Annotated in this window: 27 protein-coding genes and 1 pseudogene; 15 read left to right on the top strand and 13 right to left on the bottom strand. The window is 69.9% G+C overall.

Going from position 1 to position 25731, the window contains the following annotated elements; genetic code table 11:
• Nucleotides 1-55 precede the first annotated feature (55 nt).
• Complete coding sequence (locus ACFW5B_RS14415) at nucleotides 56-976, top strand: helix-turn-helix transcriptional regulator (protein WP_386438460.1); 921 nt, start codon at nucleotides 56-58, stop codon at nucleotides 974-976.
• A 6-nt stretch (nucleotides 977-982) separates the two neighbouring features.
• Here the strand turns inward: ACFW5B_RS14415 and ACFW5B_RS14410 are convergent, their stop codons facing one another.
• Nucleotides 983-1555 carry a MarR family winged helix-turn-helix transcriptional regulator gene (locus ACFW5B_RS14410; RefSeq protein ID WP_386438457.1) on the bottom strand — a complete coding sequence of 191 codons (573 nt, stop codon included), beginning with the start codon at nucleotides 1553-1555 and terminating at the stop codon, nucleotides 983-985.
• A 531-nt stretch (nucleotides 1556-2086) separates the two neighbouring features.
• Nucleotides 2087-3214, bottom strand: coding sequence for a tRNA dihydrouridine synthase DusB (dusB, locus tag ACFW5B_RS14405; RefSeq protein ID WP_386438453.1), 1128 nt, complete (start codon nucleotides 3212-3214; stop codon nucleotides 2087-2089).
• 154 nt (nucleotides 3215-3368) lie between these two features.
• Here dusB and ACFW5B_RS14400 point away from each other — a divergent pair, with 154 nt between their 5' ends.
• Nucleotides 3369-4823 (top strand): MFS transporter, encoded by a 1455-nt coding sequence (locus ACFW5B_RS14400; protein ID WP_386438450.1) that lies wholly within the window; start codon nucleotides 3369-3371, stop codon nucleotides 4821-4823.
• 33 nt (nucleotides 4824-4856) lie between these two features.
• Here the strand turns inward: ACFW5B_RS14400 and ACFW5B_RS14395 are convergent, their stop codons facing one another.
• Nucleotides 4857-5774, bottom strand: a complete 918-nt coding sequence (locus ACFW5B_RS14395; RefSeq protein WP_386438447.1) for a helix-turn-helix transcriptional regulator — start codon at nucleotides 5772-5774, stop codon at nucleotides 4857-4859.
• Between the two features lie 101 nt (nucleotides 5775-5875).
• On the opposite strand from ACFW5B_RS14395, the gene ACFW5B_RS14390 reads away from it, so the two are divergent.
• From ACFW5B_RS14390 to ACFW5B_RS14380, 3 genes are all read left to right on the top strand, one after another.
• Nucleotides 5876-7408 carry an MFS transporter gene (locus tag ACFW5B_RS14390; RefSeq protein ID WP_386438444.1) on the top strand — a complete coding sequence of 511 codons (1533 nt, stop codon included), beginning with the start codon at nucleotides 5876-5878 and terminating at the stop codon, nucleotides 7406-7408.
• 184 nt (nucleotides 7409-7592) lie between these two features.
• On the top strand, nucleotides 7593-8597 hold the full coding sequence (locus tag ACFW5B_RS14385) for an aldo/keto reductase (RefSeq protein ID WP_386438441.1): 1005 nt from the start codon (nucleotides 7593-7595) through the stop codon (nucleotides 8595-8597).
• A gap of 185 nt (nucleotides 8598-8782) precedes the next feature.
• Nucleotides 8783-9370 carry a TetR family transcriptional regulator gene (locus ACFW5B_RS14380; RefSeq protein WP_386438438.1) on the top strand — a complete coding sequence of 196 codons (588 nt, stop codon included), beginning with the start codon at nucleotides 8783-8785 and terminating at the stop codon, nucleotides 9368-9370.
• A gap of 46 nt (nucleotides 9371-9416) precedes the next feature.
• Here the strand turns inward: ACFW5B_RS14380 and ACFW5B_RS14375 are convergent, their stop codons facing one another.
• The 7 genes from ACFW5B_RS14375 to ACFW5B_RS14345 form a co-directional block, all read right to left on the bottom strand.
• Entirely contained in the window at nucleotides 9417-9917 is a 501-nt protein-coding gene (locus ACFW5B_RS14375; protein ID WP_386438435.1) for a DUF1772 domain-containing protein, read from the bottom strand.
• 87 nt (nucleotides 9918-10004) lie between these two features.
• Complete coding sequence (locus ACFW5B_RS14370; RefSeq protein ID WP_386438432.1) at nucleotides 10005-10241, bottom strand: winged helix-turn-helix transcriptional regulator; 237 nt, start codon at nucleotides 10239-10241, stop codon at nucleotides 10005-10007.
• Between the two features lie 219 nt (nucleotides 10242-10460).
• Entirely contained in the window at nucleotides 10461-10829 is a 369-nt protein-coding gene (locus ACFW5B_RS14365) for a hypothetical protein (RefSeq protein ID WP_386438430.1), read from the bottom strand.
• Nucleotides 10826-11572 carry a hypothetical protein gene (locus tag ACFW5B_RS14360; protein WP_386438428.1) on the bottom strand — a complete coding sequence of 249 codons (747 nt, stop codon included), beginning with the start codon at nucleotides 11570-11572 and terminating at the stop codon, nucleotides 10826-10828. The genes ACFW5B_RS14365 and ACFW5B_RS14360 overlap by 4 nt, the downstream gene beginning before the upstream one ends.
• Nucleotides 11573-11702: 130 nt before the next feature.
• On the bottom strand, nucleotides 11703-12056 hold the full coding sequence (locus ACFW5B_RS14355; RefSeq protein WP_386438425.1) for a hypothetical protein: 354 nt from the start codon (nucleotides 12054-12056) through the stop codon (nucleotides 11703-11705).
• Nucleotides 12057-12608: 552 nt separating this feature from the next.
• Nucleotides 12609-13247 (bottom strand): response regulator, encoded by a 639-nt coding sequence (locus tag ACFW5B_RS14350; RefSeq protein ID WP_386438731.1) that lies wholly within the window; start codon nucleotides 13245-13247, stop codon nucleotides 12609-12611.
• Nucleotides 13248-13255: 8 nt separating this feature from the next.
• Nucleotides 13256-14443 (bottom strand): sensor histidine kinase, encoded by a 1188-nt coding sequence (locus ACFW5B_RS14345; RefSeq protein ID WP_386438422.1) that lies wholly within the window; start codon nucleotides 14441-14443, stop codon nucleotides 13256-13258.
• Nucleotides 14444-14657: 214 nt separating this feature from the next.
• On the opposite strand from ACFW5B_RS14345, the gene ACFW5B_RS14340 reads away from it, so the two are divergent.
• The gene (locus ACFW5B_RS14340) at nucleotides 14658-15086 is read left to right on the top strand and encodes a hypothetical protein (protein WP_386438419.1); all 429 of its coding nucleotides are present in this window, start codon (nucleotides 14658-14660) and stop codon (nucleotides 15084-15086) included.
• Between the two features lie 202 nt (nucleotides 15087-15288).
• Here ACFW5B_RS14340 and ACFW5B_RS14335 read toward each other — a convergent pair whose 3' ends face one another.
• Nucleotides 15289-16671 carry a glycine--tRNA ligase gene (locus ACFW5B_RS14335; RefSeq protein ID WP_386438416.1) on the bottom strand — a complete coding sequence of 461 codons (1383 nt, stop codon included), beginning with the start codon at nucleotides 16669-16671 and terminating at the stop codon, nucleotides 15289-15291.
• Nucleotides 16672-16882: 211 nt separating this feature from the next.
• Between ACFW5B_RS14335 and ACFW5B_RS14330 the strand changes: the two genes are divergently transcribed.
• The 4 genes from ACFW5B_RS14330 (at nucleotide 16883) to ACFW5B_RS14315 (ending at nucleotide 20236) form a co-directional block, all read left to right on the top strand.
• On the top strand, nucleotides 16883-17845 hold the full coding sequence (locus ACFW5B_RS14330) for a metal ABC transporter substrate-binding protein (RefSeq protein WP_386438412.1): 963 nt from the start codon (nucleotides 16883-16885) through the stop codon (nucleotides 17843-17845).
• A gap of 32 nt (nucleotides 17846-17877) precedes the next feature.
• Nucleotides 17878-18657: a metal ABC transporter ATP-binding protein gene (locus tag ACFW5B_RS14325; protein WP_386438409.1), complete on the top strand. Its 780-nt coding sequence runs from the start codon at nucleotides 17878-17880 to the stop codon at nucleotides 18655-18657.
• A gap of 79 nt (nucleotides 18658-18736) precedes the next feature.
• Nucleotides 18737-19636: a metal ABC transporter permease gene (locus ACFW5B_RS14320; protein WP_386438406.1), complete on the top strand. Its 900-nt coding sequence runs from the start codon at nucleotides 18737-18739 to the stop codon at nucleotides 19634-19636.
• Nucleotides 19637-19807: 171 nt separating this feature from the next.
• Entirely contained in the window at nucleotides 19808-20236 is a 429-nt protein-coding gene (locus tag ACFW5B_RS14315; protein ID WP_386438403.1) for a Fur family transcriptional regulator, read from the top strand.
• Nucleotides 20237-20312: 76 nt separating this feature from the next.
• On the opposite strand, the gene ACFW5B_RS14310 is transcribed toward ACFW5B_RS14315, so the two are convergent.
• Both ACFW5B_RS14310 and recO read right to left on the bottom strand, forming a co-directional pair.
• Nucleotides 20313-21131 carry an isoprenyl transferase gene (locus ACFW5B_RS14310; protein WP_386438400.1) on the bottom strand — a complete coding sequence of 273 codons (819 nt, stop codon included), beginning with the start codon at nucleotides 21129-21131 and terminating at the stop codon, nucleotides 20313-20315.
• Between the two features lie 73 nt (nucleotides 21132-21204).
• A complete protein-coding gene (gene recO, locus ACFW5B_RS14305) occupies nucleotides 21205-21951 on the bottom strand; it encodes a DNA repair protein RecO (protein WP_386438397.1) in 747 nt (248 codons plus the stop codon).
• A 286-nt stretch (nucleotides 21952-22237) separates the two neighbouring features.
• Between recO and ACFW5B_RS14300 the strand changes: the two are divergent.
• From ACFW5B_RS14300 to ACFW5B_RS14280, 5 genes and pseudogenes are all read left to right on the top strand, one after another.
• Nucleotides 22238-23070, top strand: a pseudogene (locus ACFW5B_RS14300) (Scr1 family TA system antitoxin-like transcriptional regulator).
• On the top strand, nucleotides 23052-23261 hold the full coding sequence (locus ACFW5B_RS14295; protein WP_386438394.1) for a DUF397 domain-containing protein: 210 nt from the start codon (nucleotides 23052-23054) through the stop codon (nucleotides 23259-23261). The pseudogene ACFW5B_RS14300 and the gene ACFW5B_RS14295 overlap by 19 nt, the downstream one beginning before the upstream one ends.
• A 242-nt stretch (nucleotides 23262-23503) precedes the next feature.
• Nucleotides 23504-24934, top strand: a complete 1431-nt coding sequence (locus ACFW5B_RS14290) for an ATP-binding protein (RefSeq protein ID WP_386438391.1) — start codon at nucleotides 23504-23506, stop codon at nucleotides 24932-24934.
• Entirely contained in the window at nucleotides 24931-25359 is a 429-nt protein-coding gene (locus ACFW5B_RS14285; RefSeq protein WP_386438388.1) for a roadblock/LC7 domain-containing protein, read from the top strand. The genes ACFW5B_RS14290 and ACFW5B_RS14285 overlap by 4 nt, the downstream gene beginning before the upstream one ends.
• Nucleotides 25356-25718, top strand: a complete 363-nt coding sequence (locus tag ACFW5B_RS14280) for a DUF742 domain-containing protein (protein WP_362606290.1) — start codon at nucleotides 25356-25358, stop codon at nucleotides 25716-25718. The genes ACFW5B_RS14285 and ACFW5B_RS14280 overlap by 4 nt, the downstream gene beginning before the upstream one ends.
• Nucleotides 25719-25731: the final 13 nt, after the last annotated feature.

The raw sequence follows: 25731 nt of genomic DNA, 5'->3' as shown, positions 1-25731 counted from the left end.
ATCCCGGTACCGGCCGTATCTGGAACGCGGTCATGGCGTCCCACATGATGGGGCGATGTCCAGCAGCAGCACCCGTTCCACAGCCGTCGCGGCCTCCCGGCGCGATGAACTCGCCACGTTTCTGCGGCTCCGCCGGGAGCGCATCACGCCGGAGGAGGTCGGGCTGCCCGGCGGCCCGCGGCGGCGCACCCCGGGGCTGCGCCGCGAAGAGGTCGCCGAGCGCGCCGGTGTCGGCGTGGCCTGGTACACCTGGCTCGAACAGGGCCGGCGCATCAACCCGAGTGTGCAGGTGCTCGACGCGATCGCCCGTGCGCTGCTGCTCGGCCCGGCCGAACGCGAGCATCTGCACCGGCTCGCCGGTGTCCCCGGCGCCGCGGCCGGTGCCCCGGCGCAGCAGCCGCTGCCGGACGAGGCCCGGACCATTCTGGACGCGCTGAATCCCTTGCCGGCCGGCATCGTGTCCGCCGGATACGACCTGCTGGCGTTCAACGACGCCTATGCGGCGCTCGATCCCCGTATGGCGCTGCGCCCGCCGGATGACCGTAATGTGCTGTGGCGCCTCTTCACGGCGGACGAGGAAAGCCAGCCACTCGTCGAATGGGAGCGTGAAGTCGCCTTCATGGTCGGCCAGTTGCGGGCCGAATTCGGGCGGCATCTCCATGACCCGCGGTGGCGCGCGTATGTCCGGAAGCTCTCCGGGGCGAGCCCGCGCTTCGCGGAGATGTGGGCCCGGCACGAGGTCACCGCACCGGTCACCCACCGCAAGAGGTTCCGTACGGCAGACGGACGCGAGGTCACCATTACGGCGACCGGGTGCACGGCGACGGCCGTCCCGGACGCCAAGATATGGATCTACACGCCGGCCGACGGGCACGCGGTCCGGGTGATCGGTGAACTCCTCGACCGCTACCGGGAGTGCGGCGCGGCCGGGCTGGTGGCGGCCGGGGCGGACGGCCGTGACGGCCGGGTGAGCTGACCGCCCCTACCGCTTGGCCCGTCGTCCGCTCCGTCGCGGGTGCGGCTCCTGGCCGTCCAGCAGTTCCAGCCGCCGCTCCTCGCCGCGGTTCTCGATCTGCGCCACGATCCGGTGCAGCAGATCCGCCAGATCCAGCGCCTCGTCGTCGCTCAGCCCCTCGGTGACGAAGGCTTCCTCGGCGTTGAACTCCGGGAAGACCCGGGCCATCAGCCGCTCGCCCTCGGGCGTGAGCGCGAGCAGGGCGAGCCGTCCGTCGGCCGGGTGCGCCTTGCGTTCCAGCAGCCCGCGGCTCTGGAGGGTGCGGGCTACGCCAGTGAGCGTGCCCTTGGAGATGCCGGCCTCCTCGGCGACCTGGCGGGTCTCCCGCTCGCCGCCGATCCACACCACCCACAGCACGACGAAGGAGGTCCAGGTCAGCTCGACACCGCGCAGTACGGAGTTCTCGAAGTGCTGCCGTACGGCGGCCGCGGCGCGGTAGAGGTGCGCCACCGCGGCCATCCGCTCGTGGCGGACGGGGGTGTCGCCCAGCTTGGCCTGGACGGCCTGCTCCGTTTCCCCGATGGAACGGTGCCCGCTCACCACAGCGACTCCTTCGGCCTCTCCCGCGAACTGCCCGCTCCCGGCCGGATCGCGCGGGCGGCGTACGGGATGCCGGTCGCCTCCCGTACGGCCTCAAACGGTAGGGCCGGGCCCATGCCCCCGTCCCGCGCCCGCGCGGGGACACGCCTCGGATGTACCCGGGTGCCGTACGGCCGGGCCCGTTCGCGGCCCGGGCACGGCGTCTGCGCGCCCTGCAACGGCCGGGGCAGCGCGGGCCGGGTGCCGGGTCACGCCGGGCCCACGGCGCCCCGCCTCTGATGCGCCGTGCGCCCGAGCCCGTACGGCTGCCCCGGTGCCCGGCAGCCAGCCGGCGGATCCAGGCGCTCCCCCGCCCACGCCCGTACCCGCTCGGCCGCCCCCGCCCCACCCCCGCTCCGAGCCGGGCGCCGGGTCACGCCCTTAATGGTGCAGCGACGGGAAGGTGCGCGCCTCGGCACCAAGAGGGATCCCCACGGCGGAACCTCCCCCGTACGGGGGAGGCCCGGTGGAGCGTCCGGTTCCGGGCCGGGATCAGCCGCCGGAGGTGTCCAGTTCTGCGCCCGCGTCCACGCCCGCGCAGTCGTACGGGTCGTCCAGCCAGCCGTCCGGGAGGACGACCCGGTTGCGGCCCGACGTACGGCCGCGCGGGCCGTCCGCGCCCACCGGCCACGGCTGGTCCAGATCGAGCTGCGACAGCAGGCCGTCCAGCTCGTCGAGGGAGGAGGCCACCGCGAGCCCGCGGCGCATCTCGGAGCCGATCGAGAAGCCCTTGGTGTACCAGGCGACATGCTTACGGAAGTCGATCACGCCGCGCGCCTCGTCGCCGATCCACTCGCCGAGGAGGGTGGCGTGCCGCAGCATCACCGCCGCGACCTCCTTGAGCGTCGGCTGTGCGTAGGTGCCGGTACCTTCGAACGCCGCCACCAGGTCCCCGAACAGCCACGGCCGCCCAAGACAGCCACGCCCCACGACCACACCGTCGCAGCCGGTCTCCCGCATCATCCGCTGGGCGTCCCCGGCCGACCAGATGTCGCCGTTGCCCAGCACCGGGATCTCCGGGACGTGCTCCTTGAGGCGTGCGATGGCGTCCCAGTCGGCGGTGCCGCCGTAGTGCTGGGCCGCGGTGCGCCCGTGCAGCGCGATCGCCGTGATGCCCTCCTGGGCCGCGGTCCGCCCGGCGTCCAGATAGGTGAGGTGGTCGTCGTCGATGCCCTTGCGCATCTTCATCGTCACCGGCAGGGAGCCCGCGTTCGCCACCGCCTCCCGCAGGATGGAGCGCAGCAGGTTCCTCTTGTACGGCAGCGCCGAGCCGCCGCCCTTACGGGTCACCTTCGGGACCGGGCAGCCGAAGTTGAGATCGATGTGGTCGGCGAGGTCCTCCTCCGCGATCATGCGGGCGGCCTTGCCGACGGTGTCCGGGTCGACGCCGTACAGCTGGATCGAGCGCGGCTTCTCGCTCTCGTCGAAGTGGATCAGCTGCATGGTCTTCTCGTTGCGCTCGACCAGCGCCCGCGTCGTGATCATCTCGCTGACGAAGAGGCCTTTGCCGCCACTGAACTCCCGGCACAGCGTCCGGAACGGGGCATTGGTGATCCCCGCCATCGGCGCGAGGACCACGGGCGGCTGCACCGCGTGCGGACCGATCTGCAGCAGAGTCATGGCGGCGATACCTTCGGCTTTCTTCGGCTTCCGTTGGCGGGGCGGACGGGCCGCGGCCGTACGGGGTCAGCGGCCGCTGCGACCTCCCATTGTCCCGCACCGCGCGAGTGGCCCTGCCAGGGCCGGGCACGGCGGACCGTTGTAGCGTTCAAGAATGCCTGAGTTCAGCCGTCGACGGCGTCTTGTGGTGCTGGCGATCTGCTGTATGAGCCTGCTGATCGTCAGCCTCGACAACACGGTCCTCAATGTCGCCCTGCCCTCCGTACAGCGCGACCTGCATGCCTCCGTCGCCGGTATGCAGTGGACCATCGACGCCTACACCCTGGTCCTGGCGGCGCTGCTGATGCTGGCCGGCTCCACCGCCGACCGGCTCGGGCGGCGCCGGATCTTCCTGGTCGGCCTGGTGGTCTTCGCGGCCGGCTCGCTGCTGTGCAGCCTGGCGCCCAGCCTGGAGTGGCTGGTGGTCTTCCGGATGGTGCAGGCGGTCGGCGGTTCGATGCTCAACCCCGTCGCGATGTCGATCATCACCAACACCTTCACCGAGCCGCGGGAGCGGGCCCGTGCGATCGGGGTGTGGGGCGGTGTCGTCGGCATCAGCATGGCGGCCGGTCCGGTGATCGGCGGGCTGCTGGTGCAGAGCGTCGGCTGGCGCTCGATCTTCTGGATCAACGTCCCGATCGGCGCCCTCGCCCTCTTCCTGACCCTGCGCTACGTCCCCGAATCGCGCGCCCCCAGGCCGCGCCGCGTCGACCCGGTCGGCCAGCTGCTGGTGATCGGGCTGCTCGGCTCGCTGACGTACGCGATCATCGAGGCCCCGGACGCCGGCGGGACGTCCCCGGAGATCCTGGCGTTCGTGCTGGTCGCGCTGGTCTGCCTGGCCGGTCTGATCGGCTACGAACGGCGCCGCCCGGAACCCCTGATCGATCTGCGGTTCTTCCACAGCGCGCCGTTCAGCGGGGCCACGGTCGTGGCCGTCTGTGCCTTCGCCGCGCTGGCCGGATTCCTCTTCATCAACACGCTGTATCTGCAGAACATCCGCGGACTGTCCGCTTTGGACGCCGGGCTCTACATGCTTCCCATGGCCGGGATGACGCTGATCTTCGCACCGGTGTCCGGACGGCTGGTCGGCAGCCGGGGGCCGCGGCTGTCACTGCTCCTGGCCGGTATGGCGATGGGCGCGAGCGGACTGCTCTTCGCGGCCTTCGACGCACAGTCGACGAACTCGCTGATGTTCACCGGCTATGTCCTGTTCGGCATCGGGTTCGGCCTGGTCAACGCGCCGATCACAAACACCGCGGTGTCCGGGATGCCGCGCGCCCAGGCCGGGGTGGCCGCCGCGGTGGCCTCCACCAGCAGACAGGTCGGACAGTCGCTCGGCGTCGCGGTGATCGGCGCCGTACTGGCAGGCGGGGCGCATGCCTCCGCCACTGCGGACGCCTTCCTCGCGGCCGGCCGGCCGGCGTGGTGGATCATCACCGGCTGCGGCGCGGCCGTCCTGCTGCTCGGCGCGCTGACGACGGGCCGGTGGGCGAGGGCGACGGCCGACCGCACGGCGGCGCTGTTCGAGGACGCGCCCCGGGGGTACCGGCCGGCGGATGCGCGGTCCTAGCTAGGGGTGTCGTTCGGATCTTCGGCCGTACGGTCACACCACGGCGAGCGCCGCCGGCTCCGCCGCCAGCTGCTCCAGCCGCTCCCGGGACGTCTCGTCGACGGGCGTGTAGGACAGCAGCTTGGGACCGGGGTTGGGCCCCGTCCACAGGCTGGTGGCGGTCAGTTGCAGGGTGCCCACCCGTGGATGCCGGAAACGTTTGACGGCGCTGACGGGACGGAGGACCTCGTGCTGCGCCCAGATCTCCCGGAACTCCGGCGAGGCCTCCGTCAGCCGTGCGACCAGCGCCTTCCAGGCAGGCTCGGCGAGATGCTCGGCCATCGACGCCCGGAACTTGGCGGCCATCACCCGCATCGTGGCCTCCAGGTCGCCGACCGTCGCCCGCCACTCGGGGTGGGTGAACGCCAGCCACATGCAGTTGCGGTCCTCTTCGGGCAGCGCATCGAGATCGCACATCAGGCGGCCGTACGTGCCGTTGTAGGCGAGGATGTCGAACCGGCTGTTCTGGAGGACGGCGGGGAACGGCGAGAGCTGCTCCAGGATCTGCCGCAGCTCCCGTGTGACGCCCGTGCACTCCGTGCCGGGCATCGGGTCGACCGCTCCCGCCAGCGCGAACAGATGGCTCCGCTCGGCTCGGTCGAGGAGCAGCGCCCGCGCCACCGCGTCCAGGACCTGCGGCGACACATGGATGTCCCGGCCCTGTTCGAGCCAGGTGTACCAGGTGACCCCGACCGCTCCCAGGTGCGCGACCTCCTCGCGGCGCAGTCCGGGCGTACGCCGGCGGGCGCCCCGCGGCAGGCCGACCTGCTCGGGCGTGATCCGCTCCCGCCGGCTGCGCAGAAAAGCGGCCAACTCCGCCCGGCGGGCGGCGCCGTCGCGCGGGGCGGTGCCGTACGGCGCGGCCGCGGCGGATGCTGTGGCAGGCTGCGGCAGGCGCGGGTCCACGGTCATGGGTCCAGCGTGCCGCAGTCCCGAGGCGGTTGCCAGGTAGCGCTGGTACCAGGATAAGAACACTCTGGTACCCGGTTGGGCGGTCGGCGATCGTCGACTCCGTGAGCGATACCCGAGCACAGACGACCACCCCGGACGCCCCGGCCGCGCCCCTCGGCGCGCCGGCCGCCGCCCCGGAGGCCGCGTTCCCGGACGCCCCGGCAATCCCGGAGGCACCGGCCGCACCCGGCCCCGCCCCGCAGCAGCGGACGCCGACCGCGCTGACCCCGCTCGGTCTGCTGACCGTGCTGCTGGGCGCGGCCCTTCCCATGATCGACTTCTTTATCGTCAATGTCGCCCTGCCGACCATCGACCACGACCTGCACGCGGGCCCGGCGATGCTGGAGATGGTGGTGGCCGGTTACGGCGTCGCCTACGCGATGCTGCTGGTCCTCGGCGGGCGGCTCGGCGACATGATCGGCCGCCGCCGGATGTTCCTGTGGGGTCTGGCCGCCTTCGGTCTGACCTCACTGGCCTGCGGTCTGGCGCCGGACGCCTGGACGCTGGTGGCCGCCCGGGTGGCCCAGGGCGCCGCGTCCGCGCTGCTGCTGCCGCAGGTGCTGGCCACCATCCAGGCAACGACCACCGGCAAGCGGCGCGCCAAGGCGGTCAGCCTGTACGGCGGTACGGCCGGGGTGTCCAGCGCCGTCGGCCAGGTGCTCGGCGGACTGCTGGTCTCCGTCGACCTGATGGGCACCGGCTGGCGCGCGGTCTTCCTGGTGAACGTCCCGATGGCCACCGCGGCCTGGCTGCTGGCCGCCCGCACGGTCCCCGAGACCCGCTCCCCGCACCCGGCGCGGGTGGACGGCACCGGCACCGCGCTTCTCGCCGCCGCCCTGATCACCCTGCTGCTTCCGCTGACCGAGGGCCGGGCGGCCGGCTGGCCCCTGTGGTCCTGGATCCTGCTGGGCGTCTTCCCGTTCATCGCGACCGGGTTCGTGCTCTTCGAGCGCCGGGCCGAGCGCCTCGGCCGCACGCCGCTGGTGCCGCCGTCACTGCTGCGCATCCCGTCCGTGAACAGCGGACTCATCATGCTCGTGCCGTTCACGCTGGGCTTCGGCGGCTTCATGTTCGTGGTGGCGGTCGCCCTCCAAACCGGCCTGCATTTCGGCCCGTTCGCGGCCGGGCTGTCCCTGGCACCGCTGTGCGCCGCGTTCTTCGTCGCCTCGCTCGCCGGTCCGCGGCTGGTGCTGCGGTTCGGGCGACGGGTGGTGGTCGCCGGGTCCCTGATCCAGGGCACCGGGCTGGCCCTTCTGGCGCTGACCGTGCACGAGGGCTGGCCCGCGATATCGGTGGCCGGCCTCGCGCCGAGCATGGCCGTCCTGGGCTTCGGCCAGGGCATGGTGATGCCGGTGGTGATGCGCATCATCCTGAGCGAACTGCCGGTGACACAGGCGGGCGTGGGCGGCGGCGTCATGGTCACCACCCAGCAGTCCGGCCTCGCCCTCGGCGTGGCCACCCTCGGCACCCTCTTCCTCTCGCTGCTGCCGTCCATCGGCATCCGCGACGCCCTGCTCGCCGCCCTGCTGACGCAACTGACCATCGTCGCGGGCACGACGCTGCTGACCCTGCGGCTGCCACGCACGGTGCGCTGAGGGGTCCTGACCTGGGGTGATGGAGCGGACCGTGCGGAGCGGGAGCGGCTGACGGCCGGGGAGGACGGCAGACAATCCACATGACGGCTGACAGATATTGAAATCTGTCAGCCGTCATGCCACGATGAATGCACGACGGCCGGCCCCCGTCCGTCCGCCCCCCTCACCTCGTCAGGAGCACGCAGTGCAGACCCGCACCCTGGGCACCACCGGCCCGCGGACTTCCGCCCTCGGCCTCGGCTGCATGGGCATGTCCGCCCTCTACGGCGACAGCGACCGCACCGAATCCATCGCCACTCTTCACGCCGCGCTCGAAGCGGGCATCACCCTGCTCGACACCGGCGACTTCTACGGCATGGGGCACAACGAACTGCTGATCAACGAGGCGCTGCGCACCGCCCCCGCGGCGGCTCGCGAAAAGGCGCAGCTCAGCGTGAAGTTCGGCGCCCTGCGCACCGTCGAGGGCGGCTTCACCGGCTACGACGGCCGGCCGAACGCGGTGAAGAACTTCGCCGCGTACTCCCTCCAGCGGCTGGGCGCCGACCACATCGACATCTACCGGATCGCCCGGGTCGATCCGGACGTCCCGATCGAGGAAACCGTCGGCGCCATCGCCGAGTTGGTCGAGGCCGGGCATGTCCGCCACATCGGTCTGTCCGAGGTGAACGCGCAGACCCTGCGCCGGGCGGCCGCGGTGGCCCCGGTCTCGGACCTCCAGATCGAGTACTCCCTCCTCTCCCGCGGCATCGAGGCGGAGATCCTGCCGACCGCCCGCGAGCTGGGCATCGGCGTCACCGCCTACGGAGTCCTGTCCCGGGGCCTGATCAGCGGACACTTCACCCGCGACCGCAAGCTCGCCGCGAATGACTTCCGCGCCATGAGCCCGCGCTTCCAGGGCGGGAACCTCGGCCACAACCTCGACCTGGTGGACGCGCTGCGCAAGATCGCCGAACAGAAGGGCGTCTCGGTCGCGCAGACCGCCATCGCCTGGGTGCTCTCCCGCGGCTCGGACATCGTCCCGCTGATCGGCGCCCGCCGCCGTGACCGGCTGACCGAGGCCCTCGGCGCCCTGGACATCACCCTGGACGCCGACGATCAGACCGCGATAGAGCACGCCGTCCCGGCCGACGCAGCCGCCGGCGACCGCTACCCGGCCGAGCAGATGGCCCACCTGGACAGCGAGCACTGACAACAGGAGAGGCAGGAGCAGCAAGACGGCCGGACAGCCGGGCAGCCGGACGTCGTGGCCACCGCAGCGGGTACGGGGCACGGCCAGGTACCGTCCCGTACGTACCCACCGCCCGCGCCACACCCCGACCCCACTCCGTACCCGTCGCGCGGCCGCCCTCGCCCCCCGAAAGGCCGACCCGCCCCATGCCCCCCGAGACGTTGACCCCGGAACGCATCCTCGAAGCCACCGAGGAGGTGCTGCGCCGCTACGGCCCGGCCAAGGCCACGGTCGTGGATGTGGCGCGGGCCCTGGGCGTCAGCCATGGCAGCGTCTACCGCCACTTCCGTACGAAGACGGCGCTGCGGGAGGCGGTCACGGCGCGCTGGCTGGACCGTACGAGCCAGGAGCTGTCGGTCATCGTCACGGCGGAAGGACCGGCACCGGAGCGGCTCGACCGCTGGCTGACCGCCCTCTTCGAGGCCAAGCGGCACAAGGCCGGCGACGACCCCGAACTGTTCGCCACCTATATGACGTTGATCGGAGAGAGCGGCGGCGTGGTCGACCGGCACGTCACCGACCTCGAGGCCCAGCTCACTTCCATCATCGAAGCCGGCGTCAGCCAGGGCGACTTCCACACCCCCTCCCCCGCCACCACCGCCCGAGCCGTCTTCGACGCCACCGGCCGCTTCCACGACCCGTGTTACGCCCCCGAGTGGTCCCGCCCCGAGATCACCGCCGACTTCCAGGCCGTCCGCGACCTGGTCCTACGCGGCCTGCGGACGGACACCTGAGCACAGCGACCAGAACACAGCGCCCTGAGCAGCACGTCACAGACAACTACGCCGGGCCTGCCGCGCCGTGCAGAACAAGGGACCAGGCGAGGACGCCGAATGCCGCGGTGTGGAGGACAGCGCGGACGATGTTCCAGGTGACCCAGCGGCCCTCGAAGGCGGCCCTGGCGACCTTGGTCCGGGCGTCGTCTCCCGTATCGGCCTTGTCGAGGGCGTTGTTGAGCGGAACGTTCACGCCGCTGGTGACGAAGAAACCGGCCAGATAGAGCACCAGCGCGGTGAGAATCCAGGGCATGGCCACCCGCCCGTGGCCGTTCCAGGCCAGAAAGGTGGCGAGGATGAGCAGCGGGATCGGCAGCAGGAAGGGGAGCAGGAACCAGCCGTTGAGGATGGCCCGGTTGATGTTCTGCATGGCCTGGATGAAGGTGCGGTCGGCGCTCCGGGCCAAGCCGGGCATCACTGCGTAGGCGAAGGCAGCGAACAGGCCGGCCATCAGGCCCGTGCCGAGCGTCGCGACCATGAGCGTGGCGGTCTGCAGAGCTCTCATGGCTCCTCCGTGTCCGGTACGTGAGCCGACCCTACCGAGCAGCGGCCCCGGAACCCGTCCCGCCGGGAGGACTGGGGACGATTTCGCTCAGGCCTCTTCCCCGCCGCCCGCCCGGGACCGCTCGGCGAGCTCCGCGGCCCACCCGTCCGACCAGCGGACGAGCGGGCGAAGCGCCCGGTAGGCATCCTTGCCGAGTGCGGTGAGGACGTACTGGCCCTCGGGCGTCTGCTCCACCAGGCAGGCGTCGACCAGTTCGAGCAGGCGTTGGCGCAGCACGCTGGAGGACATGTTGTCGCACCGTTGCTGAAGGGAGCGAAAGCCCATGGAGCCTTCCTTCAGCTCCTAGACGACGCGCAGCGTCCACCGCCGGCCGAAGAGGTCGAGCGCGGCCATGAGGGGCCGCCCCGTGGTTGAGCCACGAACGGGCTGCCCTGGTGTCGGCGTTGCCATGGGCGGTTCCTCCTCCGCGCCTTCCGGTAGGGCGATCATCGCACGCAACGGGCGCCGGGGCTGCTGCCCTGGCGCCCGCCCGTAAGGCGCGGGTCAGAGCTCTTTGATCAGCCGCGTGATCACCGGCACCGGGAGGCGCGGGTACAGGATCCTCAGATGCCGCACGATCGCCGCATCGCCCTTCTCGCACTGCACTTGGCGCACCTCATCGATCACCTCGGCGCGGAAGTTCTCGTACGTGCGGAACGTTCGGTAGAACCAGTCACGCTGTCGCCTGCGACGGTTGTAGATCTGGCCCGCCATGAACAGGACGAAGGAGACCAGAAGGAGAACGCCCCCGGCCACACGCTGCACACGATCCCCAGTGACCAGGAACCCCAGCCCCCAGTAGCCCGCACCGATACCCAGAAGCATCAGCAGTCCCGCCAACGGATGTATGCGCTTCGACTCCCGCATGCTCACGCCGTCCCCCTGGGCCAATGCCCAACGGGCGGGCCGGGGTAATCCTTGACGTCCTGCGCCTGCGACTTGATGCTGTCCATTTCCTGAAACTGGGTGTACAGGACTGCGACCGCCGCCGTGATCGCTGCGCCGATGGCCGTGGCATTGAACCCTGCTTCTTCCAGGAAGATCGCGCCGGCGACAGGAGCACCCACCCCACTCATCAGTGCGCCGATAGCTGCAATCGTAGCGATGATGGTCTTCGCCAGGAGCGCTGCCAGCGTGATGTAGAACGCGAGGCCGGTGGAGGCACAGATATTGAGGGACGAGTTCACTTGGTCCGCGATATCCCCGATCCGCCCTGCGGCCGGGGACTGTCCGCGCATCGAAGCCAGGTAGAGATCACTCGCCTCCCTTTTCCAATGACGGGGAGCCTGAAGAGCCTTCCAGTCCGTCTGCCCCTGCACCGCCGATGCGGGAGTCTTGATCTTGTCAATCCAGTCAGTCGCAGTGTGGAAACGCGTTACGGGAGCCCACGCAGCCTTGAGTGCATCCTCAATCTTTTCGAGCACCCATTTTGCAAGTTCCTTCATTTTCTCGGCGATCCACATAATGGCATCGGCGATTTTCTGGGGAATGTACCATGCATCCCCCGCCTTCTGTGCCGTCGGAACGAGCTCCTCTTGCTTTTGCGACAGCTTGCGCACGCCGGAATTCAGCTCGTGCGTCATGGCCTGGTACTGCGAAAGACTGAAGGTAGTCATGCCGCCCCCTGTTTGGTATGCACCCTCGACATGCGCCGTTGTTTCTTCTTCTTGGTTATCGTAGGCCGTCGCGTTCTCGATGAGGGCATCGGCTATTTCTTGCGTGCGCTGCTGACCTTCCTTGCATCGGTCAGGTATCCGATCGACCGCAATCTCCTAAGACGAAAACACGAACTGGAAGAGCATCCCAGGGGCCACTGGGAAGGTTCTGCGACCAGGTATCCATGAGTGCAGAGTGCGCATGACGGGCAGCCTCGACCACGGCCATGCCGAGACCGTCGGGCTTGCAACGCTTCCCCCAGTCCGAGGCCGCCGTGATGCTCTGCGGGAGTCCGCCACCGTCCACCCTGACCTGAACCGCACCCTGCGCATCCGATGCTTCCGCCCTTTCGGGGCAGCTTCCTTGGAGACCGGAAAGCATGCCTTGGAGCTCGGCGGTGTAACTCTGGAACTGCTCCAGCTCCTGGCGGAACGCATTGTCCATACGGCTTATTCCCCCCGTATGTCGGTACATTTCCACGCGTTCGCGCGGAAACACAACACGCCGACCGTAACAACGCCCACCACCAACGCGCAGCGTCAAACCTGATGCATGGTCACGAAGTTTCAGCACCTTCCAAAAGTTCACTGAATGAACACATGACTGACAGATGCCTGAACGGCCAGATCGGAAGCCGGATTCACTGAATAAATGGGCGAAACCGGCAATCGTGGAGCGATTCTTGGTCCACCTGATGCGCACCCGCCGCCTGGCTGGATCACCGCGCCCGCCTGGATGGATCACGGCGCCCGCCTGGGTGCGAACCGGCCCGTCACAGGCCCGGCCGGTTCGCACCCGGGCCGCTAGGCGTTTGGGGAGTAGGCCGGGCCTGATGTGTGGGCCATGTGCCGGGAGTTGATGCCGGCCGGGAGTGCGTTCGCGTCCCCGGCCAGGCATCGGAGCGAGGAGCTCCCGGCGGCGGGGAGTGCCGTAGCCGTCGTCGCGCGCCCGCCAGGGAAGTCGTGCGCGCCCGCCAGAGGCAATACGGAACAGCCCTCAGCCTCCCACCCCCAGGAAATGCAGCACCGCCAGCACCCGGCGGTGATCGGCGTCCGCCTTCGGGAGGTCCAGCTTGGCGAGGATGTTGTTGATGTGCTTGGCGACCGCGCTCTCGCTCACCACCAACTGTGCGGCGATACCCGCGTTGGAACGGCCCTCGGCCATCAGCGCGAGGACGTCCCGTTCGCGGGCCGTCAGCCGCTCCAGCGGATCGCTCGCCCGCCGCACCAGCAGCTGGGCGACGACCTGCGGGTCCAGCGCGGTGCCACCGTCCGCCACCCGCCGCAGCGCCTCGATGAACTCCTCCACATCCGCGACCCGTTGCTTGAGCAGATAGCCGACCCCGCTGGTGTTCGTCGCCAGCAGATCGGCCGCGTACCGCTCCTCGACGTACTGGGAGAGCAGCAACACCGCTGTACCGGGCGAGGCCTGACGTATCGTCAGTGCGGCCCGGACGCCCTCGTCCGTGAATCCCGGCGGCATCCGGACATCCACCACCGCGAGGTCCGGCCGGTGCGCCTCGACCGCCGCCAGCAGCCCCTGCGCGTCCCCGGCCTCGGCAGCCACCTCGAACCCGGCCATCTCCACCACCTTGACCAGCCCGATCCGCAGCAGAACGGAGTCCTCGGCGATCACGGCACGCCTCACATCGGGCACGGCAGCTCCACGCTCATCATGGTCGGGCCCCCGACGGGGCTGCTCATCCGGAATGTTCCGTCCACGGAGCGCACGCGCTGGGCGAGCCCCTTCAGGCCACTCCCCCCGGACGGATCGGCGCCGCCCATACCGTCGTCGGCGATCACCACCCGAAGTATCTCGCCGAGCCAGGTGACCGTCACCTCCGCCCGGGTCGCCTCCCGCGCATGCTTGGCGATATTCGTCAGCGCCTCGGAGACGACGAAGTAGGCGACCGCCTCGACGGCCGGCGCGGCCCGCCGCGGCGTCTCCGCCGGCAGATCCACCCGCAGCCGTACGGGCAGCGGCGCACGGGCCGCGAGCCCCGACAGCGCGGCATCGAGCCCCAGCTCGTCCAGAACGGCCGGATGCAGGCCCCGCACCAGATTGTTCAGCTCCTCGATCGCGTCCTTCGCCTCGCGGTGCGCCGCATCGATGACCTCCCGCGCCTCCGCCGGCAGATCCGTAAGTGTCGCCTTGGCGAGCCCGAGGTTCAGCGCGAGCGACACCAGCCGCTGCTGCGCTCCGTCGTGCAGATCCCGTTCGATACGCCGCCGTTCCGCGTCGGCGGCATCCACCGCACCGGCCCGGCTCTCGGTCAGGTCCTCGACCCGCCGCGCCAGCTCGTCGGACCGGCTCACGCCCAGCATCGCCCGCCCGACCAGGATCTCCAGCCGCACCAGCCCCGCCGCCAGCGCCGGCACCGTGGCGAGCGCCAGCAGTCCCAGCACGGTGAGATAGGCGGCCGTGGTGGTGTAACCGGCGTGGTGGATGCGCCACTGCGCCGGAACGAGCCACACCCACACCAGAACCAGCGCCGCAGCCAGCGCCGTCAACAACAGCGACAACAGCAGGAATTCCAGCACCCCGAGCAGCGGGCCGACCAGCAAGTTGTAGCCCAACTGCCGCTTGCCCGCCGTGAACCGGAGCCGCGGCAGCTCCACTCCGCACAGCGCCCGGAACCGCCAGCGCTGCCCCTCGGTGAAGCCGTACCCGGCGAGGGCCAGCAGAATCAGCGGCGCGCTCAGGATCACCGGGGCGTCGGAGGAGACCCCGGTGACCGTATCGGCCAGCAGGGACAGCGCCCACCAGAACAGCAGCACCGGGACGAGGTGCAGCGGCACCCCGGCGGCGGCGAAGGCGAGGTCGCGCCGCATACGCACGAGGGGCCCGGCGCAGCCGGGGCGGAACGGTCATGATCACACCGTATGGGGACGGTTGTGGGGCGGCCATGACAACAGGGTCCGTTCCGGGGGTGTAGCTGGTGCCACCCCAAGTCGGACAGCGGCGTTACTGACGGCGGGCGCCCGGAACCGGAGTGTTGATCACGAGCCCGACGGCCGGGTTCGCGACTCCGAAAGAGACCCTTCCATGGCCCTGATCGCCTTCAACTCTCCTGCTACCAACGGGCGTTACGTCACCGGCGGCCCGATACGACTCAGCACCGGACGCCGCTGGACGGGCAGGATCGTGACCGGCGCCGGACTCGCCCTGCTCCCCTGGCTCGGCTACCTCGCCGGCACCCTCCCGCCCGCCGAGGCCGCCGCCTGGGTCGCCCTCGACGCCCTGGAGGCCGTCGCCCTGCTCGCCACCGGCACCCGCCTGCTGCGCGGCGACTCCCGGCACCGCGCCCCCGCGGCCGCCGCGGCCGTCCTCCTCCTCGTCGACGCCTGCCTCGACCTGGCCACCGCCGCCCCCGGCACGGAGCTGGCCACCGCCGTGGCGATGGCCGTCGGCGCGGAACTCCCCCTGGCGGGCCTGTGCGCGGCGCTCGCCGTACGCCCGACGCGGAAGCGTTAAGGGCGGCCACGGGGACCTAGGGCAGGGCCGAACAGAACCCGTAGGGGTCGCGACGGCCCCCTCGGGGCCCACAACGTGCAAGCCCACAGGGGGTATTCCCGCAACACCCCCAAGACCCAACCCAGCCCCCCAAACACCAATGCCGGGCCCCCAAAAGGACCCGGCATCGTGCGCGCGCGGCCTGCTACGGCCGCTCGCTGCCTCAGCAACCCAGCAGGCGGGCTCCCAGGTAGCCCTGGATCTGGTCCAGGCTGACGCGCTCCTGCTTCATGGTGTCGCGTTCGCGGACGGTGACCGCGTTGTCGTCGAGGGTGTCGAAGTCGACGGTGACGCAGAACGGGGTGCCGATCTCGTCCTGGCGGCGGTAGCGGCGGCCGATCGCGCCCGCGTCGTCGAACTCGATGTTCCAGTTCTTGCGGAGGTCCGCGGCGAGGCCCTTGGCCTTCGGGGAGAGCTGCGGGTTGCGGGACAGCGGCAGGACCGCGACCTTGACCGGCGCCAGGCGCGGGTCGAGGCGCATGACGGTGCGCTTCTCCATCTTGCCCTTGGCGTTGGGCGCCTCGTCCTCGATGTACGCGTCGAGCATGAAGGCGAGCATTGCGCGGTTCACACCGGCCGCCGGCTCGATGACGTACGGAGTCCAGCGCTCGCCGGCCTCCTGGTCGAAGTAGGAGAGGTCCTGGCCGGAGGCCTTGGCGTGCGCCGACAGGTCGTAGTCGGTGCGGTTGGCCACGCCCTCCAGCTCGGAGAACTCGGTGCCGCCGAAGTTGAAGCGGTACTCGATGTCAGCGGTGCGCTTGGAGTAGTGGGAGAGCTTCTCGGCCGGGTGCTCGTACCAGCGGATGTTCTCCTCGCGGATGCCGAGGTCGCGGTACCAGTTCCACCGCTCGGCCATCCAGTACTCCTGCCACTTCTCGTCCTCGCCCGGCTTGACGAAGAACTCCATCTCCATCTGCTCGAACTCGCGGGTCCGGAAGATGAAGTTGCCGGGCGTGATCTCGTTGCGGAAGGACTTGCCCATCTGCGCGATGCCGAACGGCGGCTTCTTGCGGGAAGTCTGCTGCACCTGGGCGAAGTTGGTGAAGATGCCCTGGGCGGTCTCGGGGCGCAGGTAGGCGACCGAGGCGGTGTCCTGGGAGGGGCCCAGGTGGGTGGAGAGCAGGCCGGAGAACTGCTTGGGCTCGGTGAAGCCGCCCTTGTTGCCGCAGTGGGGGCAGTTCACGTCGGCGAGGCCGTTCTCGGGCAGCCGGCCGTGCTTGGCCTCGTAGGCCTCCTCCAGGTGGTCCGCGCGGAAGCGCTTGTGGCAGGAGGTGCACTCGGTGAGCGGGTCGGTGAAGGTGGCGACGTGGCCGGACGCCTGCCACACCTCGGGGGCCAGGATCACCGACGAGTCGAGACCGACGACGTCTTCGCGCGAGGTGACCATGTTGCGCCACCACTGGCGCTTGATGTTCTCCTTGAGCTCGACGCCCAGCGGACCGTAGTCCCAGGCAGCGCGGGAGCCGCCGTAGATCTCACTGCAGGGATAGACGAAGCCACGGCGCTTGCTCAGGCTGACGATGGTATCGATCTTGTCGGCGGCCACGGTGCTCTCTTCATTACGACGACGAACGATGGATGGGCGGCGCCCTAGCGTCTCAATGAGGGGGTGGTGGTCAAAAGACGTGCGGGCGAATAGTTCAGGGTACCGGCGGCGACACCCCCTGGATCAAATCGGTTCCGGCCCACTGTCGCCCCGCTCACACCGCCCCAGCTGTTGTTGACAATCGTTTCCAACTTTGTTGAAAATGAGTGTCATGAACATACGCCGTCCCATATCCACCGCGACCCTGGCCGGAGTCTCGGTGCTCGGCCTGCTGGCCCTGACCGCATGCTCCCCCGCGAGCGGCGCCCGCACCGAGGACGGCAAGCTGCGGGTGACCGCGTCCTTCTACCCCATGGAATTCCTCGCCCGGCAGATAGGCGGGAAGCACGTCGAGGTGACCGACCTCACCAAGCCGGGGGTCGAGCCGCACGACCTGGAGCTCTCCCCGAAGCAGACCGCCCAGCTCGGTGAGTCCGGCGCGGTCGTCTACCTCAAGGGCCTGCAGCCCGCCGTGGATGCCGCCGTGGCGCAGTCCGGCGCCAAGCACGTCGCCGACGCGGCCGCCCTCACCTCCCTCGAAGAGCACGGCACCGAGGTCGACGGCCACGATCACACCACCGGCGACAACCACTCGCACTCCGAGTCCGAGGGCGGCAAGGACCCGCACATCTGGCTCGACCCGGTGAAGTACGCCGAGGTCGCCGAGGGCGTCAACAAGACCCTCGCCAAGGCCGACCCGAAGAACAAGGCCGACTACCGGAAGAACACCGACGCGCTGGTGAAGAAACTGGAAGGACTGGACGCCGATTTCAGGAACGGCCTGAAGAAGCGGGCGTCGGGCACCTTCCTCACCACCCACGCCGCCTTCGGCTACCTCGCCGAGCGCTACGGCCTCACCGAGGAGGCCATCAGCGGACTCGACCCGGAGTCCGAGCCCAGCGCCAAGCGCATCAAGGACCTGCACACCCTCGCCAAGGAGCACCACGTCTCCACGGTCTTCTTCGAGACGATCGCCAACCCGGCCACCGCCAAGGCCCTGGCCGGCGACCTCCACCTGAAGACCGATGTCCTCGATCCGCTGGAGGGGATCACCGCGAAGTCCCGCGGCAAGGACTACTTCGGTGTGCAGCGCGCCAACCTCGCCGCACTGCAGAAGGCGCTCGGCAGCAAGTGACGGACACCGCACCGCACGTGACGGAGGCCACCATGAACCAGCCGCACACCCCGCCGGTGATCGCCCTGCGCGGGGCGACCGCCTCGCTGGGCGCCCGCCCGGTGCTGCGCGGTGTCGATCTGACCGTGCACTCCGGTGAGGTCGTCGCGCTGCTCGGCGCCAACGGCTCCGGCAAGTCCACCGCCGTGCGCTCCGTGATCGGCCAGGTCCCGCTCACCGGCGGTGAGCTGGCCCTCTTCGGCACGGAGTTCCGGCGGTTCCGGCAGTGGGCCCGGATCGGCTACGTCCCGCAGCGCACCACCGCGGCCGGCGGCGTCCCCGCCACGGTCCGCGAGGTCGTCACGGCCGGCCGGCTGGCCCGTACGAAGCTGGGCATCCTGCGCAAGGCCGACCGGGCCGCGGTGCACCGGGCGCTGGAGCTGGTCGGCATGGCGGACCGGGCAAGGGACTCCGTCAACGCGCTGTCCGGCGGGCAGCACCAGCGGGTGCTGATCGCCCGTGCACTGGCCGGCGAACCCGAACTGCTGATCATGGACGAGCCGATGGCCGGCGTCGACCTGGCCAGCCAGGAGGTGCTCGCCGCGGCGCTGCGCGAACAGGTCGGCCGCGGTGCCACGGTGCTGCTCGTACTGCACGAGCTGGGCCCGCTGGAGCCGCTGATCGACCGTGCGGTGGTGCTGCGGGACGGCTGTGTCGTCCACGACGGCCCGCCGCCCGAGGCCGTGGGCCAGCACGCACTGCCCGGCCACGACCATGTCCACCCGCACGCCGACCAGGCCGCGGAACCGATCAGGACGGGGCTGCTGAGCTGATGCCGCGCTCTTCGGGGAACGACCCCCGCACCCCCGGCCGACACCCGAGCACCGGCTCCCTTTCGCGAGGTGGAGCGACATGGAAATCCTGAACTACGCCTTCATGCAGCGGGCCCTGATCGCCGCCCTGATCGTCGGCGTCACCGCCCCCGCCATCGGCATCTACCTCGTCCAGCGCCGCCAGGCCCTGATGGGCGACGGCATCGGCCATGTCGCGCTGACCGGCGTCGGCCTCGGCTTCCTGCTCAACACCAGCCCCATCTGGGTCGCCACCGCCGTCGCCATCGCCGGTTCGGTCGTCATGGAGCTGATCCGCTGGTACGGCAAGACCCGCGGCGATCTCGCGCTGGCCATGCTGTTCTACGGCGGTATGGCGGGCGGTGTGATGCTGATGAACCTCTCCGACGCGGGCTCCAACGCCAACCTCGGCACCTACCTCTTCGGCTCGATCACCACCGTCTCGCCGCAGGACATGACGACGATCTATGTGCTGGCCGCCCTGGTGCTGGCGATCACGGTCGGGCTGCGCCGCCAGCTGTTCGCGGTGTGCCAGGACGAGGAGTTCGCCCGGGTGACCGGCCTGCCGGTGCGGCTGCTCAATCTGCTGGTCGCCGTCACCGCCGCGGTCACCGTCACCGTCGCCATGCGGGTCGTCGGGCTGCTGCTGGTCAGCGCCCTGATGGTGATCCCGGTCGCGGCCGCCCAGCAGATCAGCCGCAGCTTCGCGGTCACCTTCTCGGTGGCCGTGGCGATCGGTGTCGCGGTCACCGTCACCGGCACCACCACCTCGTACTACGTCGACGTCCCGTCCGGCGCCACGATCGTGCTGTTCGCCATCGGACTGTTCGTGATCTTCACCGGTCTCGCCGCCCCGCTCGCGAAAAGGCGCGCAACGACTGCCGCGGAGGCCTCGAAGGGGTGCACTCTGGAGGTACCCGGCGACGGCGCGGCGACGGACGACGTGAGTGTGGCCGGGTGAGGCAGGGGCGGAACGGAGCCGGCGGACCGCAAGCGGCCCGGCGACGCACCACCGCGGACAGATACGTGTATCGGTAAGCGTCTCCCCGGCGGGCCGGTCATCACCTGGCACAATGGCGGGACGCATGCGCAGGGGGAAGTCCTGACGTACTGACGTCCTAGGGAGGCAACGGTGGCGACGAGCGCGGGATCTCCGGTACGCGGCCGGTCGACGCGGCAGCGGACCGCGGTGTCGGCCGCACTCGACGAGGTCGACGAGTTCCGCAGTGCGCAGGAGCTGCACGACATGCTCAAGCACAAGGGCGACTCCGTCGGGCTGACCACCGTCTACCGGACGCTGCAGTCCCTCGCCGACGCCGGTGAGGTCGATGTGCTGCGCACCAGCGACGGCGAGGCCGTCTACCGCCGGTGCAGCACCGATGATCACCACCACCACCTGGTGTGCCGGACCTGCGGCAAGGCCGTCGAGGTCGAGGGCCCCGCGGTGGAGAAGTGGGCCGACCAGATCGCCAAGGACCACGGCTTCCAGGACGTCGCGCACACCATCGAGATCTTCGGCACCTGCGGCGAGTGCGCCGGGCAGGCCGCCGCGAAGCAGTAACGGCAGCACGACGACGCCACGCCGAAGGGCCGCCTCCGATGACCGGAGGCGGCCCTTCGCGCGTCTGCCCGCAGCCTTACGTCGCGGACTCGCCCTCCGCCAGCTGCGCGCCACCGAACCTGCGGTCGCGCTTGGCGTACTCCAGGCAGGCCTCCCACAGGTTCCGGCGGTCGAAGTCCGGCCAAAGAATGTCCTGGAAGACCATCTCGGCGTACGCGCTCTGCCAGATCAGGTAGTTCGAGGTGCGCTGCTCGCCCGACGGCCGCACGAAGAGGTCCACATCCGGCATGTCCGGGTAGTACATGTACTTCGCGATGGTCTTCTCATTGACCTTCGACGGGTCCAGCTTTCCGGCCCGCACATCCGCCGCAATGGCCGCCGCCGCGTCCGCGATCTCGGCCCGGCCGCCGTAATTCACGCAGAAATACAGCGTCATCGCGTCATTGTTCTTGGTCTGCTCCTGGGCGATCTGGAGCTCCTGCACGACCGACTTCCACAGCTTCGGCATCCGCCCGACCCAGCGGATACGAATCCCCAGCGCGTCCATCTCGTCCCGGCGCCGCCGGATGACATCGCGGTTGAAGTTCATCAGGAAGCGGACCTCGTCGGGCGACCGCTTCCAGTTCTCCGTGGAGAAGGCGTACAGCGAAAGGTTCTTCACGCCCATTTCGATGCAGCCCTTGAGCACGTCCAGGACGACGCCCTCGCCGACCTTGTGGCCCTCGGTGCGCGGCAGTCCGCGTTCCTTGGCCCACCGGCCGTTGCCGTCCATGACGACCGCCACATGGTTCGGGACGAGCTCACCGGGGATCTTCGGCGGCCGCGCACCGGAAGGGTGCGGCTCGGGCGTCTCGTACTCACGTCGATTACGGCCCAGAATCCCGCGTCGTGCCATGCGGCCCACTTCTCCTATAGGTCTTGAAGGGCGTTTCGCCTTGAGGGGCGTGTTTTCTTGAGGGTCGTTTCCGCTATTTCTCTACGTACCGGAGGGAACGCAGGCCCCGCTCCAGATGCCAGTGCAGATACGCCGTGACGAGCCCGCTGCCCTCCCGGGCATGGCGGGCCTCGCAGGCGTCCGCGGTCTCCCAGTCGCCGGTCAGCAGCGCACTCAGGAGTCCGATGGCCTCAGAGGAGGGTACGACGCTCCCCGGGACCCGGCAGTCGCCGCAGGTCACCCCGCCCGACGCGACCGAGAAGAACCGGTTGGGGCCGGGCATCCCGCACCGCGCACAGCTGTCGAAACTTGGCGCATAACCGTTGACGGCGAGCGAGCGCAGCAGGAACGCGTCCAGCACCAGATGCGGTGCGTGCTCCCCGCGCGCCAGCGTCCGCAGCCCGCCGACCAGCAGCAGATACTGCTGCACAGCGGGCTCGCCCTCGTGATCGGTGAACCGCTCGGCGGTCTCCAGCATGGCGGTGCCGGCGGTGTAGCGGGCGTAGTCGGTGACGATCCCGCCGCCGTACGCGGCGATCGTCTCGCTCTGTGTACACAGCGGCAGCCCGCGCCCGATCAGCTCGCTGCCGCGCGCATGAAACTGCACATCGACATGCGAGAACGGCTCCAGCCGCGCCCCGAACTTCGACTTCGTCCGCCGCACCCCACGGGCCACCGCCCGGACCCGGCCGTGCCCCCGGGTGAGCAGCGTGATGATCCGGTCCGCCTCGCCCAGCTTCTGGGTGCGCAGCACGATGCCGTCGTCGCGGAACAGACTCATGGCGTCATTCTCGCGCATGGCGGCCGGGCCGCGGTCGCCCGGCCTGCTGCGGCGTCCGGGCCGGGCCCCCCTGGCTGCGCGCGCCTGGTACGCGGCGTCGCCCCGCCGGGCATCGGCCAGCCGACGAGCGGCTGCGGTCGTTGCGCTTCCTGTTTCCTTGATCCGCTTCATCACGTCCACACCTTCCGTGGGGATTTCACTGTTCGCATCCAGAGCGTGACGCTGCGGATTTAGGCTGCGCAATGAGATGAGCGCTACAACTGCCTTGCAGGGAAGGGAGGAGGCCATGGCCAACGCTGCGCAACAGCTCGGGGGGGAAATCTGGGGTTCGGAACTGAAGAGCCGACGGGAGGCAGCCGGCCTGACCCAGGAGGAGATGGGACTGCGGCTGTTCATGGACCGCACGCTGATCAGCAGGTTGGAGTCGGCAGAACGCAAGCCGCGCCTGCAAACGGCGATCCAGATCGACGAGGTGCTCAACGCCGACGGCTTCTTCGAGCGGCTGTGCCGGAAGCTACTGGATGCGTCGCCGTACGCGCCCTACTTCGCGCCGGTGGCAGACCTGGAGAAGCGGGCCACCCAGATCTGCGAATTCGCGCCGTCGGTGATTCCCGGGATCTTCCAGACCGCAGCGTACGCACGAGCCATCACCATCGCCGCCAACCCGTTCGTCACCGACGCGTACGTCGAGGAGAAGGTGTCCTCTCGACTGGAACGGGCCACCATCCTCAAGAAGACCAGAAAGCCGGAGTGTTGGGCCGTGCTGCACGAAACCGCACTGCGCGTGCCGGTGGGCAGCCCGACCGACATGGCCGAGCAACTGGAGCACATCGCCTCGGTCGCACGTAAGCGCATGGCTGGGTGACCGTGCTCCCACATGCGGCAGGGGAGCACGCATCCATGGGCGGAATGTTTACGCTCATGGAATTCGACGACGCACCGCCAACCATCTATACAGAAACGTCGTTTGCGGGAACTTTGGTGGATGACCCGGCTGTGGTGAAGCGAGCACAGCGAGCCTACGATCTGCTCAGGGGCGCCGCGCTGTCGCCGGAGGCGGCCCTGACCCTGATCGAGTCGACGGCTGAGGACTACAAACGATGCGAGACCACGACCTGAGCACCGCCCGCTGGCGCAAGAGCAGCTACAGCAACGGCGAGGGCGGCAGCTGCATCGAGGTGGCGGACCACTTCTCCATCGTCCCCGTCCGCGACAGCAAGCACCCCCACGGCCCCGCCCTCGTCTTCCCGGCCGCGGGATGGACCGCGTTCGTCGACGCCGTCAAAAACTCGCATTTCACCGGCGCCTGACCGGCTTTCACCAGGCGTACACAACAGGCCCACAAAGGCCCCGCCATCCCACTGGATGACGGGGCCACATCACGTTATGGTCCGGGTCATCGCGGGTGGAAGACGACCTTCCGTACTTCTCAGTCGCCCCGTGGAACTGGCCCTCACGGCTCGTCAACCGCCCGGTAGCATCCCGTGAAGTTCGGCAATACACGTCGCCGTGAAGGCCGGCCGATCCAGTCAGTACCCGAATGAGGATCTCGATGACATCCATACCGGAGGCGCTGTTGTGGTGCCTCAGCACAGGTACGGCCGCCGCCGTGGTCCTGGCGGCGCTCTCGATCCGTGCGGGCCGGGAGCGCGCGGGCCTGAGAAAGCGCCTGTCCGCCGCTGAGGAACAGAACAGCGCCACGCTCCACAGCAATACGGAGCTGACGGCCCGGCTGCGCGCCACCGAGGCCGAGATCCGGCACCTGGCCGGTACCCGGCTCCCCGAACTGACGCTGGCGCTGGCCCATCCGCATGTGCCCGTACCGGGGCTGCTGGACGCGCGGTTCGCCGGGTCGGAGACCGACCAGGCGCTCAACGGCGTACTGGAGCAGGTCAGCGACGCGATCACCAAGGAGCGGGCGCGGGTCGACGCCGCCGCGCAGTCCACCCTCCGCGGGGCGACCACCACCATTCAGGCGCTGCTCTACCGCATCCAGACGTCGCTGCAGGAGATGCAGCACCGCTACGACGACCCGAACGTCGCCCAGGACCTGCTAAACGCCGACTTCCTCAACGAGCAGGCGCTGCGGCGCGTCCAGGCCACCGGTGTGGTCTGCGGTGCCTGGCCGGGGCTGACCCGCGAGGACTCCTACCTCGCCGAGCTGGTCGTCGGCGCCACCTCCCGGCTGCGCGGCTACGAGCGGGTGAACATCAGCAATCAGCTGCGTGACCCGGTCGCCGTGGTCGCGCGGGCGGTGGAGCCGATCGCGATCGTGGTCACCGAGCTGCTGGCCAACGCGCTGCACCACTCGCACCGTGAGCTGCCCGTCACCATCACCCTCCAGCAGGGCAACCGCGGCGCCTCGGTCATCGTCGACGACTACGGCGTCGGGATGCACGACGACGAGATCAAGGCGGCGATGGAGCTGCTGGCCGGTGACGAGGACCTGCTGCTCACCCAGCTCGGCGACCCGCCGCGGTCCGGGTTCGCGGCGGCCGGTCAGCTGGTGCGCCAGTACGGCTTCGGGGTCCATGTCGAGCCCTCGCCGTACGGCGGGGTGCGGGCGGTCGTGTACATCCCGGGTGACCCGCTGCTCACCGTCCTCGACGAGAGCACCCAGCCGATGTCCGTGATGGCGCCGATGCCGCACCGTTCCGCGGTGCCGGATCGTTCCTCCTCGGTGCTGCCCACCGGGTCCGCGACACCGCCCCCGGCCGCCACCGCACAGCCCGCGCCCGCCGCGCAGCCCGCCCCCTCCTACGAGGCTCCCGCCCCGCCGGCCGAAGGGGAACTCCCGCGCCGGCGGCGCCGTAAGCCCGTCTCCGAACTCGACGAGAGTGCCCAGCGCACCGAGTCGGCTCCGCCGCGGACCCCGGAAGAGACCGGTTCCCGCTGGGCAGCGCTCCAGCGCGGTACCGAATCCGGCCGGGCAGCCGCCCAGTCAGAACCCCCTCGCAGTCCCGAAGGGAACGCTCAGTCATGAACAACCCCGCCCGCCGCCGTGTTGCCGAGGACAAGTCCTGGGTGCTGGCGCCGCTCTTGGAGTTGCCGCATGTTATCCACGCAGCCGTCATCTCCGGCGACGGATTCATCGAGGGGGCCTCGCCCGGTCTGGAGCGGGACAGCGGCGAAGGTGTGGCCGCGATGATGTCCGCGCTCCAGGGCGCGGGGCGTGCCGTGACCGCGGCGTTCGCCGGGACGGACGACACCCGGCTGCGGCAGACCGTGATCGAGTCCGATGAAGGTTTCGTCTTCGCGATTCCGGCCGGCGAGAACACCTGCCTGGCCGTCTTCGCCGGCCCGGAGGTGAACATGGGTGTGGTCGCCCACCACATGCAGGTCCAGGTGACGACCCTGGGCAACAAGGTCATGAACAGCCGGGCGCGGGACGTCGGTAACCCGGCATGACCCCGCGCCAGAGCAGCGGCAGGCGCCTCGTACCGGCCTATCTGGCGACCGGCGGACGCGCCCAGCCCAGCCGTAACACGTTGGACCGGCTCACCCTGCTGCACGGCGTGGGGATGCCGATCACCAGTGAGGTACGCCCGGAGGAGCACCGCATCCTGGAGCTGCTGCAGCCCGGGGCGCTGTCTCTGGCCGAGGTCGCCGCCCACCTTCACCTGCCGGTGAGCGTGGTGAAGGTGCTGGTGGCCGACCTCGTCGACGCCGGGCGGCTGCACGCCCGCGCCCCCATCCCCGAAGCCGAGCAATTCGACCGACACATCCTGGAGAGGGTTCTCGATGGACTCCGCTCTCTCAAGTCCTAGCCCCGGAACCGGC

This window comes from Streptomyces sp. NPDC058773 (assembly GCF_042746015.1).
In the GTDB taxonomy this organism is placed as follows: Bacteria; Actinomycetota; Actinomycetes; order Streptomycetales; family Streptomycetaceae; genus Streptomyces.
The sequence above is the reverse complement of the archived record's forward strand: the minus strand, read 5'-3'. Positions and strand labels throughout refer to the sequence as shown.

What these genes read in the sequence shown, in the direction of transcription:
- ACFW5B_RS14295 (WP_386438394.1), top strand. Translation starts at nt 23,052, where the DNA reads ATGCGAGACCACGACCTGAGCACCGCCCGCTGGCGCAAGAGCAGCTAC.
- ACFW5B_RS14370 (WP_386438432.1), bottom strand. Translation starts at nt 10,241, where the DNA reads ATGGGCTTTCGCTCCCTTCAGCAACGGTGCGACAACATGTCCTCCAGC.
- ACFW5B_RS14340 (WP_386438419.1), top strand. Translation starts at nt 14,658, where the DNA reads ATGGCCCTGATCGCCTTCAACTCTCCTGCTACCAACGGGCGTTACGTC.
- ACFW5B_RS14280 (WP_362606290.1), top strand. Translation starts at nt 25,356, where the DNA reads ATGACCCCGCGCCAGAGCAGCGGCAGGCGCCTCGTACCGGCCTATCTG.
- ACFW5B_RS14355 (WP_386438425.1), bottom strand. Translation starts at nt 12,056, where the DNA reads ATGGACAATGCGTTCCGCCAGGAGCTGGAGCAGTTCCAGAGTTACACC.
- ACFW5B_RS14400 (WP_386438450.1), top strand. Translation starts at nt 3,369, where the DNA reads ATGCCTGAGTTCAGCCGTCGACGGCGTCTTGTGGTGCTGGCGATCTGC.
- ACFW5B_RS14310 (WP_386438400.1), bottom strand. Translation starts at nt 21,131, where the DNA reads ATGGCACGACGCGGGATTCTGGGCCGTAATCGACGTGAGTACGAGACG.
- ACFW5B_RS14360 (WP_386438428.1), bottom strand. Translation starts at nt 11,572, where the DNA reads ATGACTACCTTCAGTCTTTCGCAGTACCAGGCCATGACGCACGAGCTG.
- recO (WP_386438397.1), bottom strand. Translation starts at nt 21,951, where the DNA reads ATGAGTCTGTTCCGCGACGACGGCATCGTGCTGCGCACCCAGAAGCTG.
- ACFW5B_RS14345 (WP_386438422.1), bottom strand. Translation starts at nt 14,443, where the DNA reads ATGCGGCGCGACCTCGCCTTCGCCGCCGCCGGGGTGCCGCTGCACCTC.
- ACFW5B_RS14285 (WP_386438388.1), top strand. Translation starts at nt 24,931, where the DNA reads ATGAACAACCCCGCCCGCCGCCGTGTTGCCGAGGACAAGTCCTGGGTG.
- ACFW5B_RS14325 (WP_386438409.1), top strand. Translation starts at nt 17,878, where the DNA reads ATGAACCAGCCGCACACCCCGCCGGTGATCGCCCTGCGCGGGGCGACC.
- ACFW5B_RS14380 (WP_386438438.1), top strand. Translation starts at nt 8,783, where the DNA reads ATGCCCCCCGAGACGTTGACCCCGGAACGCATCCTCGAAGCCACCGAG.
- ACFW5B_RS14395 (WP_386438447.1), bottom strand. Translation starts at nt 5,774, where the DNA reads ATGACCGTGGACCCGCGCCTGCCGCAGCCTGCCACAGCATCCGCCGCG.
- ACFW5B_RS14320 (WP_386438406.1), top strand. Translation starts at nt 18,737, where the DNA reads ATGGAAATCCTGAACTACGCCTTCATGCAGCGGGCCCTGATCGCCGCC.
- ACFW5B_RS14330 (WP_386438412.1), top strand. Translation starts at nt 16,883, where the DNA reads ATGAACATACGCCGTCCCATATCCACCGCGACCCTGGCCGGAGTCTCG.
- ACFW5B_RS14415 (WP_386438460.1), top strand. Translation starts at nt 56, where the DNA reads ATGTCCAGCAGCAGCACCCGTTCCACAGCCGTCGCGGCCTCCCGGCGC.
- ACFW5B_RS14375 (WP_386438435.1), bottom strand. Translation starts at nt 9,917, where the DNA reads ATGAGAGCTCTGCAGACCGCCACGCTCATGGTCGCGACGCTCGGCACG.
- ACFW5B_RS14290 (WP_386438391.1), top strand. Translation starts at nt 23,504, where the DNA reads ATGACATCCATACCGGAGGCGCTGTTGTGGTGCCTCAGCACAGGTACG.
- dusB (WP_386438453.1), bottom strand. Translation starts at nt 3,214, where the DNA reads ATGACTCTGCTGCAGATCGGTCCGCACGCGGTGCAGCCGCCCGTGGTC.